Origin of the sequence: Francisella persica ATCC VR-331 (assembly GCF_001653955.1) — a bacterium.
In the GTDB taxonomy this organism is placed as follows: domain Bacteria; phylum Pseudomonadota; class Gammaproteobacteria; order Francisellales; family Francisellaceae; genus Francisella; species Francisella persica.
Genome location: NZ_CP013022.1, coordinates 822921 through 836145 on the forward strand (window position 1 = coordinate 822921; position 13225 = coordinate 836145).

The following is a 13225-nucleotide window of genomic DNA, read 5'->3' on the forward strand; positions in this document are numbered from 1 at the left end:
AAAGTGTCAATAATTACAGTTTGTTATAATTCTGTGGAAACTATTGAAAATACTATAAATTCAGTATTATCACAAACTTATCAAAATATTGAATATATTATAATAGATGGTGGTAGTGATGATGGTACTTTAGATCTTTTAGCTAAGTATGGTTCTAAGCTATCAAAAATTATTAGTGAACGAGATAATGGCATATATGATGCTATGAATAAGGGTATTAGTTTAGCTACTGGAGATATTATTGGAATTTTAAATAGTGATGATTGCTATAGTGATATTGATATTATAAATATTATTGTAGATGAGTTTAAGTACAATGATAAAGATATGCTTTTTGCTGATCTAATGTTTGTAAATAAAGATAATAGAATTCTTCGTTATTATTCTGCTAAGAGATTCTCTCCAAATAAATTAAAGTTTGGTATTATGCCACCACATCCAACACTTTTTGTCAAAAAAAATATCTATGATAAGTATGGTGTATACCGATTGGATTTTAAGATTGCTGCAGACTATGAAATATTTGTAAGATTTTTATTGGTAAATAGACTTTCGTATATATATTTAGATAAATGTATAATAAAGATGTTAGTAGGTGGTCTAAGTACGAGTAGCTTAGAGAGTAAAAAAATTATTAACCAAGAGGCAATAAAAGCACTTGAGTCAAATGGAATTAAAGCTAATTACTGGTGTATTTCAACTAAATATGTGACTAAGCTACTAGAAATATTTAAAGGCCGGCTATTAAACTACTACAAGGAAAAATAAATTTGTAGATATGCAAAACTGATCTGGGAGATTTGTATGGAAAAAGTAGTAATTAAGGATGTTATTACGTCTAGTGGTGTAAAGTTTGGTACTAGCGGAGTTAGAGGTTTAGTAGTAGCTATGACTGATAAGATTTGTTGGTTATATACTAAGGCATTTATTCAGTTTTTAGAGCAGAAATACTCTATGTCAAAAGGTGTTAAAGTTGCAATTGCTCATGATTTGCGTGAAAGTAGTCCTAGAATAACAAAAGCGGTTATTAAAGCAGTTATAGATAGTGACTATGAACCTGTATATTGTGGTGAGATACCATCGCCGGCGGTGATGCTGTATGGTATATCTAATGAAATTCCTTCGGTTATGGTTACAGGTAGTCATATTCCAGAAGATAGAAATGGTATTAAATTTAATACTCCTTATGGTGAAGTCCTCAAAGAGGATGAGGAAATGATAGTCAGTCAAGCTATTATACTTGGTGAAGGTATTTTTGATAAAAATGATATGTTCTTACAAAAAACAGAACTTCCTAAAGTTTGTAACCAAGCACATTTTCAGTATGTGGAGCGATACATAGACTTTTTTCCTAAAAATTGCCTAACAGGTAAAGCTATAGGACTCTATGAACATTCTTCTGTAGGGCGTAAGATAGTAAAAGAGATTCTTGAGAAATTAGGTGCTAAGGTTATCTTGTTAGGATTCTCAGAAAAATTTGTATCTGTTGATACTGAGGCAATTAGACAAGAAGATGTAAGGCTTGCAAAGCAGTGGGCGAGTGAGTATAAAATTGATAGTATAGTTTCTACTGATGGTGATGCTGATAGACCTCTAGTGAGTGATGAGTCTGGTAATTGGCTAAAAGGTGATATTTTAGGTGTATTAACAGCTAAATATTTACAAGCTAATGTTGTCGCAACACCTGTTAGTAGTAATACTATGGCTGAAAAGATAGGCTATTTTAATAATGTAATTAGAACTAAAATAGGTTCTCCATACGTTATTGCTGCAATGAATGAATTACTTTCAAATAATCAAAATACTGTAGTTGGCTATGAGGCAAATGGTGGATTTATGTTAGCTAGTGATATATCTAGAGATGGAAAAGAGTTAAAGGCATTGGTAACAAGAGATGCTGTGATTCCTATTCTTGCTGTAATTATGTTGTCTATTGACTCTAATAAAACAATATCAGAGCTTTTATTTGACTTACCACCACGATATACGGCAAGTAGTAAGATAGATGATTTTACAACCGATAAAAACCAAGAAATTTTGAAATCAATACTAGTTAGTGAATCTGGCTTGTTGAATAAGTTTATATTAGAGTATTTTGATGGTAATAACAGTATAGAAAGTATAGATACTACTGACGGTGTGAGAGTAACTCTGGCAAATCAAGATATTGTTCATCTAAGACCTTCAGGTAATGCTCCAGAATTAAGATGCTATACAGAAGCGGCTAATGAAGAATGTGCAAAGAAGCTTAATCAATGTTGTGTAGATTTAATTAATAATTACTTAAATAAGAAGAGATCTAATTTTGTTAATAGTTACAAGTAATTACTTCTCCATGGACTTTAATTTCATGAATTAATTTATATTCTCTTAGTGTATCTTTATCATTTTTAATTGTTTGTGGGCGATATATCAATATTATTCGTAATAAATATAGTCTGGTTTACCTGAAAGTAGATATATTACTTATTATTCTTTGTTGCTCAGGATTACTTAGCATAAAAGTAGAAATATTATCTATCCAGAAGCCTTGAAGCACCAATAGAAATTTTGCTGTGATTGTCATGTATTAATATAGATGTTTTAATATATTATTTCAAGGCGCGGCTTGATAAACCTCAGTAGTCAACGTTACATCTTTCTTTACAATTCTTTCCTACTAATATACTGCTAATATATTGAAGTATACATTTGATAGAGGGTGCGATAATGCTATCTCAATAAGCATTCTAAGTAAAGGAACAGATTACTGCAATATATAGTAACATAGTAAATTTCTTAACTTTTGTTTCAAGTTGTTAAATAAATACATAAAAGCCTTTAAAAGCTATTAAAACAAATGCTTGCTAAATAAAGTATAATTGTCTCCGGCCATTATATAGTGTTGAAGATAAAACAATAATCCTAACTATAAGAGTGATAAGTAATGCTAGATAAATTAAATTATGTATCTCTATTTTATTTGGCCATAAAAATCTATTTTATAAACTCCTTAGCTTGTTGTATTAACTTAAATAATCATTAGTAGAGTATACATTATTGGGGTTGTTATAGTTATCAAGTTATTGAGTAATACCAAGGTATCCTTTTGTTATACCATACTTCGGTTAAAGAATGAGTAACACTGCCATCTAGTGAAGTATGACATGTCATCTGAAAACACATAGTAATGAATAGGGAAATACCATAGTGATGTGACCATGGCGGTAACTAATAGCTATGTTAGTATGAAGTATCCGATTATAAAAACTTACGTTCTTAAGGAACGGTCATTTTTGAATATGTTAATAGTAATTGTTAGCATAGTCGAAAAGATAACTATGACTTCCATTATTCTTACATAAATGCTATATATGCGGATGCGAAAGAGTGTATTAATAGCTATTAAATTACATTTTTCTAATAAATTGTGGTGTACATATGTACAGCAATTGTGGCCATAAAAACGATATCTTTATTCAGCAAAAAGTCTTGGTGATAGAATCAATAAATAAAGCGGCTAAAAGTCCTGCTAGATAATCGGAATAAATACTTTTAGCAATGGCGTAGATAGCTAATACAATATAAAAAATAAATTTTAAAAGTCATTAGGTGTCTTAATTGATATAACTTCTTAGAAGTCTTAGGGGGTAATAGCTTGTTCAGCTATTACTCAAGGTATTTCAAATACTGGTCTATAATCTTTATCATTTAGACTAATGTATTTCATTATTGTGTTGAGCTAAAAAAGTTTATCTTTTATATCTTGCACATTAACAACATCAATCCATCGTTTACTCATCAAGAGAAATTCCATAATCTTTTATAAAAGAAGAGTCCAATAAATAAATTGCAAAGAAACAAAAAACTATTGCTCGCTATTTTTTTACGGCACTAAAAATAATGTCATGATAATCCATAACAGTGATGTATATCTTTTACTTGTTCCAATTGTAATGTTTTTGTTTGGAGTTATCTAGAGTTACACTTGCTTTATGATATTTAAAGTCTATAAGCTGTAATGATTATAGATAATTTATATATAACTAGTTACAATTTGTTGGTGGAGCTATATAAAAGCAAGTAATTAGTAGTTGAACGGTTATGGTATTTTTAAATTACTTTTTCTAAAAAAATAATGAAATTGCTGATAAAACCTAGTAGTAGGATTGAAGATTGTTTAAATTAGGTGCTATTTGTAATAGCAACTATAAATAACTACATTGAAGTATTATATAACAGAGAATTTTAAAGAAGCTAGATAGCGCCTCTTTTCATAGTTTCAAAGAATTCTTCATTGGTTAATGATCCTTTCATCTTCTCTGTTAAGAATTCCATAGCTTGGACATCTTCCATACCACCAAGAATCTTACGCAGCACCCAAAGTTTTTGTAGTACTTCTGGGGTAGTAAGTAACTCTTCTCTACGCGTACCAGATCTATCAAAGCTAATAGCAGGGAAGACGCGACGCTCAGCAATTTTACGATCAAGATGAAGTTCCATATTACCTGTACCTTTGAATTCCTCAAAGATAACTTCATCCATCTTTGAACCGGTCTCGACAAGAGCAGTAGCGATAATTGTCAAGCTACCACCTTCAGCAGTGTTACGCGCAGCACCAAAGAATCTTTTTGGCTTTTGTAAAGCGTTTGCCTCAACACCACCAGATAATACACGACCAGAAGCAGGTGATACCGTATTGTATGCGCGAGCAAGTCTTGTGATAGAGTCAAGTAGGATTATAACATCTTGTTTGTGCTCAACAAGCCTTTTAGCTTTTTCAATTACAATCTCAGCAAGTTGTACATGGCGTGCTGCTGGTTCATCAAAGGTGCTAGCTACTACTTCACCGCGTACTGAGCGTTGCATTTCAGTAACTTCCTCAGGACGTTCATCAATTAGTAGCATGATTAGGTTACATTCTGGATGGTTTTTGGCAATAGATGTGGCAATATTTTGCATCATGATTGTTTTACCAGTTTTAGGTGGTGCCACAATCAAACCACGCTGACCTTTACCAAATGGTGCAGCTAAATCTATAACTCTAGCAGTAATATCTTCATTTGAGCCGTTACCAATTTCCATAGTTAGTCTTTCTTTGGCATATTCTGGAGTTAGATTCTCAAATAAAATTTTCTTTCTAGCTAATTCTGGCGAGTCAAAGTTAACGCTATCGATGTGCTTAACAGCAAAGTATTTCTCATTTTCACGCGGAGGGCGAATTTTACCTACGATGCTATCACCAGTACGCAGATTTAATTTTCTAATAAAAGCAGGTGAAACATAAATATCATCTGGAGATGCGAAGTATGAGCTATCGGAAGATCTTAGAAAGCCATAGCCATCTTGGAGAACTTCTAAAATACCTTCACCATAAATGTCTTCGCCTTTATCAGCATGATATTTTAGGATTGAAAAGATCAACTCTTGCTTTCTTGCGCGAAGTGATTCAAGATCTAGACTTTGAGCTATGTCCATTAGCTCATTAACAGATTTATACTTTAATTCATTTAAGTTCATTGGGTTCTCTATTTTTTTTAAAAAAATCAATATGTTGATATAATTAATTATAGATATTTGTCTACGATTGAGATTAACTGAGTCTTTTGTATTACACCAACTTTAGTTTCTTTATTTTCACCATCTTTGAAAACCATAAGTGTAGGTACACCACGCACACCAAATTTCATTGCTGTCTCTTCATTATCATCGATATTTATTTTGCAGACTTTGATTTTGTCATAGTAGTGCTCTGCAACTTGGTCAAGTATTGGAGAAAGCATTTTGCAAGGACCGCACCATGGTGCCCAAAAGTCTAATAACACTGGGATATCACTATTTACTACTTCATTCTCAAATTGACTATCTGATATATCGATACATTTTGACATGCTTTGACTTTCCTTTAAGTTTTTTGATTTTAAAATTGATTAAGCAGAATCTACTGCTGTATAATATTAGATAATTTTATAAGAAGTTAAACTAATTGCTAGTTATTATAAACAAAAAAACTTCTTAGACAAATTTTATTTAGCTATTTTACAGATATTTTTTTATAATGGTGAGTAGTTAAGAAATGAGCTTTTGTTTTATATGTCAAAGATAGTAGCAACGATAGATTTAGGTTCAAATAGTTTTCATATGCTTATAAGTGAAATCAAGCCTGATGGCGAGGTTGTTACATTATCTAAGCAGAAGCAGAAAGTGCAACTAAGAGCTGGTCTTAATAATAATCTAACAATTAGTAAGGATGCCCAAGAAAGAGCTATTGAATGTCTTGAGTTCTTTGCACAAGAAATCAAAAAATACAAAGTTGAGTATGTCCGTGCTGTAGGGACATATACTCTTAGAAAATCAAAAAATAAAATAAAAGGTTTTAAAAAGAAGTTAGATAAAGCTCTTGGCACTAAGATTAAGATTATTTCAGGTCAGGAGGAAGCTAGGCTTGTCTATGTTGGAGCTAGAGATAATCATGATATTAAACAAAAAACATTAGTTATAGATATTGGTGGCGGCTCGACAGAATTTGTAGTTGGTAGAGGTGATAAGATATTAATTGCGCGCAGTTTAGATATAGGCTGTGTCGGTATGCAGAAGGACTTTTTTGCGAATGAAAAGCTTGATTTTGCTAATTTTCATGCAGCAGCAACTAAAGCTAGAGAAATAATTGCACCAATCCTATATAAATATAGGAGAATAGGCTGGAGTACTGTTTTGGGTTCTTCTGGAACAATTATTTCTGTTACAAATATTTGTCAAGAACTTACTGGTGACACTAATATTACTAGAGAGTTTCTTAATAATCTGATAACGATGATGATGGATAAGCGTCAAGTCGAAAATATCAGTTTTGAAGGTCTTAGAGAAGATCGTGAAAGTGTCCTTGCTGGTGGTGTTGTTATTTTATATACAATATTTGACTGTTTAAACATTTCGCAAATGAAGCTTTCAAATGGTGCTGTGCGCGAGGGTATGCTTTACGAGCTTGTTAAAAGTAAATATAAGATTGTGATTAAATAAACTATCTTGCTGTATCTCTTAGTGAGAGATAGTTAAGATGAAATACTCCTTTATCGTAGAGGAGGTTTTAGGCAGAATTTATTACCTAAAGGATTTAAATGAAATACATCCCATTAGCAGCAAGAATAAGACCTCAAACTATTGATGAAATAGTAGGTCAAGAACATTTATTATCACAAGATGGTATTTTAACAAAAATACTTGCTAGTGATGGAATTTGTTCTTTAGTACTGTTTGGAAAACCAGGAGTTGGTAAGACAAGCTTGGCTAGAATTATTGCAAGCTCAAAAAAACTAGAGTTTTTTGAGTTATCAGCGGTTGATTCTGGTGTTAAAGATGTTAAAAAAATAATAGCAGATAATCAATATTTAGATAGTTTTGTGTTATTTCTAGATGAGATTCATCGCTTTAATAAATCACAACAAGATTTACTTTTGCCTTATGTTGAATCAGGTAAAATTATTTTAATTGGTGCTACTACAGAGAATCCAACATATTACTTAAACGATGCTTTAGTTTCGCGGCTATTTATTTTACGCCTTAAAAGATTAAACATAGCAGCTACTCAAAAACTTATCCAAAAAGCATTATCACAAGATGAGGTGCTAGTGAAACATAAATTCAAAATTGATGATAGTTTATATAATGCTATCCATAATTATAGTGAAGGTGATTGCCGTAAGATTTTAAATCTACTTGAGAGAATGTTTTTGATTAGCGCTAGAGACGATGAAATTTATCTAACTAAAGAGCTTTTTAATCAAGCAGTAGGTGAGGCTTCACGATATTTTCATCGTGAGGGTAAGGATTTTTATGAGCATTTATCGGCTTTTCATAAATCTGTGCGAGGAACAGATCCTAATGCAGCTATTTTTTGGTTAAGTGTGATGTTAGATAATGGTGTTGATCCATTAGTTATTGCTAGAAGAATGCTATGTATTGCTTCTGAAGATATTGGTAATGCCGATCTGCAAGCGCTAAGAGTAGCTATAGACGCTTGGAATGCCTATGAAAAGCTAGGTTTACCAGAGGGAAGTTTAGTATTAGCACAAGCAGCTATTTATTTAGCAGTAGCACCAAAGAGTAATGCTTGTTATAAAGCATTAGTACAAGCTCAACAGCTTGTTAAAAGCTTAGGTAACATAGAAGTGCCACAGCATCTTAAAAACTATAAGGATAGTAACTACCTTTACCCACATAACTACCAAAACTCATATGTTATTCAACAATATATGCCAGATAATATCACACAGAATTTTTATCAACCTTCAGTAAGTGGGTTTGAAGCAAAGATAAAAACTAAGCTTGATAGTATAGACAAAATCAAGAAGTTATAAAATTAAGTTATTAAATTTTTACATTTTTTTACATTTGTATGTTATAATTCTCGGAGTTAAGTTTTACTTATAATAATATAACTAGGTTTTAAATTGCTATGGCATTAGAAAATTTACTACATCCTACTAATATTAAAATTGATGAATATGCTAAAAATGCTACTAAGTTTTCTTTTGAAGCCTTAGAAAGAGGAGTGGGTTATACACTTGGGTTTGCTATTAAGCAAACTATGCTTTACTCTATTGCCGGTGCATGTGTTACTAGTATAAAAATTAATGATGGTAAAGTTACTTCTTTAGAAGATGTTATTCCATGTTATGAGACAGTTGCTGATATTATTCTAAATGTCAAATCTCTTCCTGTGACTTTAGCAGATGGAGTTGATTCAGGTACGATAACTTTTGAATTATCAGGCTCAGAAGAAGAAATTTTCTCAGAGGAAGCAAAATTATCTGAAGGTTTAACTATAACAGAAGAAGTATTTATCTGTAGTTATAATGGTGGTAAAAAGCTAAAAATCAAAGCTAAGGTTGAAAAAGGGGTAGGCTTTAGACCTGCACAGGATAATTTTAAAGACGGTGAATTCCTTCTAGATGCGACTTTCTCACCAGTTACTTTTTGTGATTTTGAGATTAAAGATGCTCGTGTCGGTAGACGTACAGACCTTGATAAACTTGAGCTTAATATTAAGACTAATGGTAATTTAAGCTGTGAAGAAGCATTAAGGCTAGCAGCTACTAAAATCCAAAATCAGTTAAGAAATATCGTAGATGTTGAAGAGATTAATAAGGGTATTTTTGTAGAGGATCCTACTAAAGATATAAATCCTTTACTATTAAAACATGTCGAGGAATTAAATCTAACGGCTAGGTCTTCTAACTGCTTGAAAGCAGTAAATATTAGATTAATCGGTGAGCTAGTACAGAAGACAGAAAATGAGCTTCTTAAAGCGCCAAATTTTGGTAAAAAATCATTAACAGAAATCAAAGACAAGTTATCTGAGCTTGGCTTGTTTTTGGGTACGGCAATTGATAACTGGCCTGAAGATTTATAAATAACTTACTGCCGGAGTGGTGAAATTGGTAGACGCGCCGGATTCAAAATCCGGTTCTGGCAACAGAGTGCCGGTTCGAGTCCGGCTTCCGGCACCATTTTTTTCAATTTTAAAATGCCAGTGATACAGAACCAAATATGATAGGCTATCTCTAAAGTTGATAAAAATAATAACAAAATAGTTTATATTTATATAGGCTTTCTTAACATTTTTTCTACTTCGCCAATGTGAGTTTCTTCATCAACTATTAATTTTTTAGCATATTCTTCTAATATTATTGATTTTCCATTTACAAGCTTCAGAAGCTCATAGTATGCTAAAACAGCTTTTTTCTCATGTTCTAGACTTTCAATTAATATATCATTAATATTGTGCTGATAAGTCTCTGTTAAGTCTGCTATTTTAAGAGATGGGTGTGCGCCAAAATGAGTTATCATTTCTCCAGCAGCTGTTGCATGAGTTAAACTTTCCTTTGCTTGAGATTGCATCCAACTAATTATAGGAATTCTATTATGGCCTATAATCATTAAAGAATAGTGAGTATAACGTACAACACCAGACATTTCGAGTTCTAAAATTTTATTTAACTGATCAATAATTTCTTGCTTATTTTCTAATTGAAGTTCCATATAATCTATTTCCTTTATCTAAAATTTTAATCTATTGCAAGTAAAATAGTAACATAATAGTATTTACATTAGCAATATAGTTATCATGCAAAACGAAATTTAATTTATATACGGCTTGATAATGTTTTTAAATGATCATAAATTTCTTAATATAGTACTGAGTTATTTCATAAGTCATGTAGAGTAAAATTCTTAAGTATGCTTTTAATATCAATTTTATTTAGTTTTATCTATCATATATTTATGGCTTAGTTTATCAAATGCTTAGAATGATCTTTCTAGTAGTCTGTATTTTAAACAGGAGTAGTTAGTTTAATATCAAAGTATTTAAGGATTAAGCTTAGATATTTTAATAAAAATGATATTATGTTATTTTATTAAATAATTTAAATTTAGAGAAAATTGATTTTGTTGATTACTTGGGTTATCGATATAAACACTTTTTATACTAAGTGAAGTACTTATAAAAGATGTGGCTATAACAACAAAACTTGTTTTAACTATGCTTATAATAATTTTCATATCTTTATATGCTTTTAGTTACAACAAAATAAAAAATCCAATAATCGATCTTAGTATATTTTAAAATAAGGACTTTATAGTCTATTTTATGACAAACTTTTTTTGTCGATTAACTATATCATAATTGGATATTTTTTACTTGGTCTGTAGTTTTGAAGTATTACTAAAAAGCTAGTTTATATATGGTTATAAGATTTGTATTAAACAGTAGTGATATTAATATCTATAATTTTTGATACTCACTATATAGTTATATAACTTTTTGTATCGTTGCTATGGAATATTGTTTTGTATTAGGAATGTATCAAACCTCATGAAATGCGGTATATACTCAGTAATTAATAATAAGAAATTAGATAGTGTTAATACAATAAACAATTCTGGCAATGTGACTTCTTCGGCTTTTGCATTTAACTATTTTTACATTAGTTTATGATATTCATAACTATGGAATCTATCATCATTGGTTACAAATATTTGAGCAGGCATATTTCTGTATAGTATCTACTAGTGCTGTAGTTTAGATTATAATTGTAGTATGGATAGCTTTGAGAATGGATAATATTAGAGAAAAATCCTATTTATCTAATAACTTTGCAAATAGTTTTTATACTAAAAAAAAATTATAATACTCTAAATATGATATATTTGATAAATTATGATAATAGATTCACATTGTCACCTTAATTATCTAAAGCTTGAGGATATAACTCTTGAGCAAGTTATTAATAATGCAAAAAATGTCGGTATTGATAAAATTCTCTCAATAGCAGTAGCATGGCATGAAATTGAGGATATACAGAAAATAACTGAAGATTATAGTGACGTTTATTTTTCTGTAGGGGTGCATCCTAGCGAATTAGATACACATCAGCCAAGTGTTGATGAGATTATAGCACGATCACAACCTCAAAAATGTGTTGCTATTGGCGAGACAGGCTTAGATTATTACTATAATGCTAGCGATAGTAAAAAAGCACAAATAAATAAATTTGCTAGACATATCCAAGCAGCTAATCAAGTAAATAAGCCTGTAATTGTACATACTCGGGCGGCAAAACAAGATACATTAACTATTTTAAAAGCTGAAGGTATCGAAAAATGTGGTGGTATTTTGCATTGTTTCACGGAAGACTACGATATGGCAAAAAAAGCTCTAGATATGGGGATGTATATATCTTTTTCAGGGATTTTGACTTTCAAAAATGCTAAAGCTATTCAAGAAACAGCAAAAAAAATACCACTAGACAGAATCTTGATCGAGACAGATGCTCCGTATCTAACACCGGTACCGTTGCGTGGAAGACCAAACTATCCAGAATATGTCAAATATGTAGCACAGTTTTTGGCTGATTTAAAATCTATATCTTACCAGCAAGTAGCAACACAGACTTATCAAAATACTTGTGAAATTTTCAAATTTTAAGATTAGGCTCTTAAGTATCAAACAGATTTTGTGCTAATACATAGTTGAGTTGCTAGCAGTTTTTTCAGTATTCTTATTAATATTACTGATGATTGTTAGCATAGTGATGGTAAACCATATAAGTATCTGAGTATAACTAAACAAACTAGCATTAGTATCTATATATTTAGAACCTAAATCTAATCAAGAAGTATTTGCTGATTTACTTTAAAGTGGTGATCTATATTGAAAAAATAATTTCCTATGTGCAAGTAACTCCAGTCGACCAGCCATATATTACAAGATCATGATGAATGGGTTGTGGTATTAAGAGGTCAAGCGCAACTTAAACTAGAAGATGAGCACTATAATTTCAAACAAGAACAACATTTATTTATTGCTAAAAACACAAGGCATTGAGTTACTTTTATAACTAATCATACTATCTAGTTTACTGTTATTTTGGGAGATTATGATGCAACATTTCTTTGCGGATCATTTTTATATCTTATGTATCTTTATTATATCAATTGACTTTTTGGCAAGTTTTATCGATACCATATCAGGTGGTGGAGGTTTAATTAGTATTACAGCATTAAGTTTGACATATTTACCAATTGTTACTGTCTTAGGAACAAATAAGTTTCAAGCTAGCATTGGTACAGGTATGGCAGTTCTTAAATACTATAAAAGTGGTCTTATTGATATCAAAACAGTAATAAGAGGTTTGGTGGTAAGTTTTATAGGTGCTTATTGTGGGGCACTGCTGACTTTACTGATAAACAATGATTTTATTAATAATATTGTGCTGATATTGCTAATTATTGTTTTTATTTTTAGTATAGTTAACAAAAATCTTGGAGTGGCTTAGGGCAAAAAAAAAGAATGTAAGAAGTATTTTTACTCTATTTGGTTTTGTTTTAGGTGCTTATTATGGTTTTTTTGGACCTGGTACGGGTAATTTCTGGATTATTGCAATTGTATATTTTATTGGCTATATATTTTTGCGAGCTTCAGGTTATGCTAATAAGGCTTAATTTGAAAAATAATGTTTTTGCTCTGACTGTTTTTGCGTTAGGATAGGTTAATATCGCTTTTGGACTTTTAATGGTATTAGAAAGTTTCTTTGGTGGTATCACTGGCTCAAGAATGGTTATTTTAAAGGGTTCAAAATTAGTTAGATCAATATTTATAATTGTTGTTGGTGCCAAGCATTTTGCTTATAATCAAAATTATATATTTTGTATAGTTGCATTTTGTGCTCAAATTATTTAAATA

9 protein-coding genes, 1 tRNA gene and 2 pseudogenes are annotated in these 13225 nt (G+C 30.9%); 9 read left to right on the forward strand and 3 right to left on the reverse strand.

Features of this window, described 5'->3' with window-relative positions; all coding sequences use genetic code 11:
* The first annotated feature begins 3 nt into the window (after positions 1 to 3).
* Entirely contained in the window at positions 4 to 768 is a 765-nt protein-coding gene (locus FSC845_RS03755; protein ID WP_227806647.1) for a glycosyltransferase family 2 protein, read from the forward strand.
* A gap of 36 nt (positions 769 to 804) precedes the next feature.
* The gene (locus FSC845_RS03760) at positions 805 to 2325 is read left to right on the forward strand and encodes a phosphomannomutase (RefSeq protein ID WP_064460794.1); all 1521 of its coding nucleotides are present in this window, start codon (positions 805 to 807) and stop codon (positions 2323 to 2325) included.
* A gap of 1911 nt (positions 2326 to 4236) precedes the next feature.
* Here FSC845_RS03760 and rho read toward each other — a convergent pair.
* Complete coding sequence (gene rho, locus FSC845_RS03765) at positions 4237 to 5499, reverse strand: transcription termination factor Rho (RefSeq protein WP_064460795.1); 1263 nt, start codon at positions 5497 to 5499, stop codon at positions 4237 to 4239.
* Between the two features lie 47 nt (positions 5500 to 5546).
* Positions 5547 to 5870 (reverse strand): thioredoxin, encoded by a 324-nt coding sequence (gene trxA / locus FSC845_RS03770; protein ID WP_064460796.1) that lies wholly within the window; start codon positions 5868 to 5870, stop codon positions 5547 to 5549.
* Positions 5871 to 6072: 202 nt separating this feature from the next.
* Here trxA and FSC845_RS03775 point away from each other — a divergent pair, with 202 nt between their 5' ends.
* The 4 genes from FSC845_RS03775 (at position 6073) to FSC845_RS03790 (ending at position 9488) form a co-directional block, all read left to right on the forward strand.
* Positions 6073 to 6999, forward strand: a complete 927-nt coding sequence (locus FSC845_RS03775) for a Ppx/GppA phosphatase family protein (RefSeq protein WP_064460797.1) — start codon at positions 6073 to 6075, stop codon at positions 6997 to 6999.
* A gap of 98 nt (positions 7000 to 7097) precedes the next feature.
* Complete coding sequence (locus FSC845_RS03780; protein WP_064460798.1) at positions 7098 to 8336, forward strand: AAA family ATPase; 1239 nt, start codon at positions 7098 to 7100, stop codon at positions 8334 to 8336.
* A 98-nt stretch (positions 8337 to 8434) separates the two neighbouring features.
* A complete protein-coding gene (locus FSC845_RS03785; protein WP_064460799.1) occupies positions 8435 to 9391 on the forward strand; it encodes a DNA-directed RNA polymerase subunit alpha in 957 nt (318 codons plus the stop codon).
* 10 nt (positions 9392 to 9401) lie between these two features.
* Positions 9402 to 9488 (forward strand) — tRNA-Leu (locus FSC845_RS03790).
* A 91-nt stretch (positions 9489 to 9579) separates the two neighbouring features.
* Here the strand turns inward: FSC845_RS03790 and FSC845_RS03795 are convergent.
* Complete coding sequence (locus tag FSC845_RS03795) at positions 9580 to 10020, reverse strand: ferritin-like domain-containing protein (protein WP_064460800.1); 441 nt, start codon at positions 10018 to 10020, stop codon at positions 9580 to 9582.
* Positions 10021 to 11200: 1180 nt separating this feature from the next.
* Between FSC845_RS03795 and FSC845_RS03800 the strand changes: the two genes are divergently transcribed.
* The 3 genes and pseudogenes from FSC845_RS03800 (at position 11201) to FSC845_RS03805 (ending at position 13196) form a co-directional block, all read left to right on the forward strand.
* Positions 11201 to 11968 (forward strand): TatD family hydrolase, encoded by a 768-nt coding sequence (locus tag FSC845_RS03800; RefSeq protein ID WP_064460801.1) that lies wholly within the window; start codon positions 11201 to 11203, stop codon positions 11966 to 11968.
* Between the two features lie 132 nt (positions 11969 to 12100).
* Positions 12101 to 12367, forward strand: a pseudogene (locus FSC845_RS09635) (cupin domain-containing protein).
* A gap of 55 nt (positions 12368 to 12422) precedes the next feature.
* Positions 12423 to 13196, forward strand: a pseudogene (locus tag FSC845_RS03805) (TSUP family transporter).
* Positions 13197 to 13225: the final 29 nt, after the last annotated feature.

What these genes read in the sequence shown, in the direction of transcription:
- FSC845_RS03800 (WP_064460801.1), top strand. Translation starts at nt 11,201, where the DNA reads ATGATAATAGATTCACATTGTCACCTTAATTATCTAAAGCTTGAGGAT.
- FSC845_RS03785 (WP_064460799.1), top strand. Translation starts at nt 8,435, where the DNA reads ATGGCATTAGAAAATTTACTACATCCTACTAATATTAAAATTGATGAA.
- FSC845_RS03775 (WP_064460797.1), top strand. Translation starts at nt 6,073, where the DNA reads ATGTCAAAGATAGTAGCAACGATAGATTTAGGTTCAAATAGTTTTCAT.
- rho (WP_064460795.1), bottom strand. Translation starts at nt 5,499, where the DNA reads ATGAACTTAAATGAATTAAAGTATAAATCTGTTAATGAGCTAATGGAC.
- FSC845_RS03760 (WP_064460794.1), top strand. Translation starts at nt 805, where the DNA reads ATGGAAAAAGTAGTAATTAAGGATGTTATTACGTCTAGTGGTGTAAAG.
- FSC845_RS03780 (WP_064460798.1), top strand. Translation starts at nt 7,098, where the DNA reads ATGAAATACATCCCATTAGCAGCAAGAATAAGACCTCAAACTATTGAT.
- FSC845_RS03795 (WP_064460800.1), bottom strand. Translation starts at nt 10,020, where the DNA reads ATGGAACTTCAATTAGAAAATAAGCAAGAAATTATTGATCAGTTAAAT.
- trxA (WP_064460796.1), bottom strand. Translation starts at nt 5,870, where the DNA reads ATGTCAAAATGTATCGATATATCAGATAGTCAATTTGAGAATGAAGTA.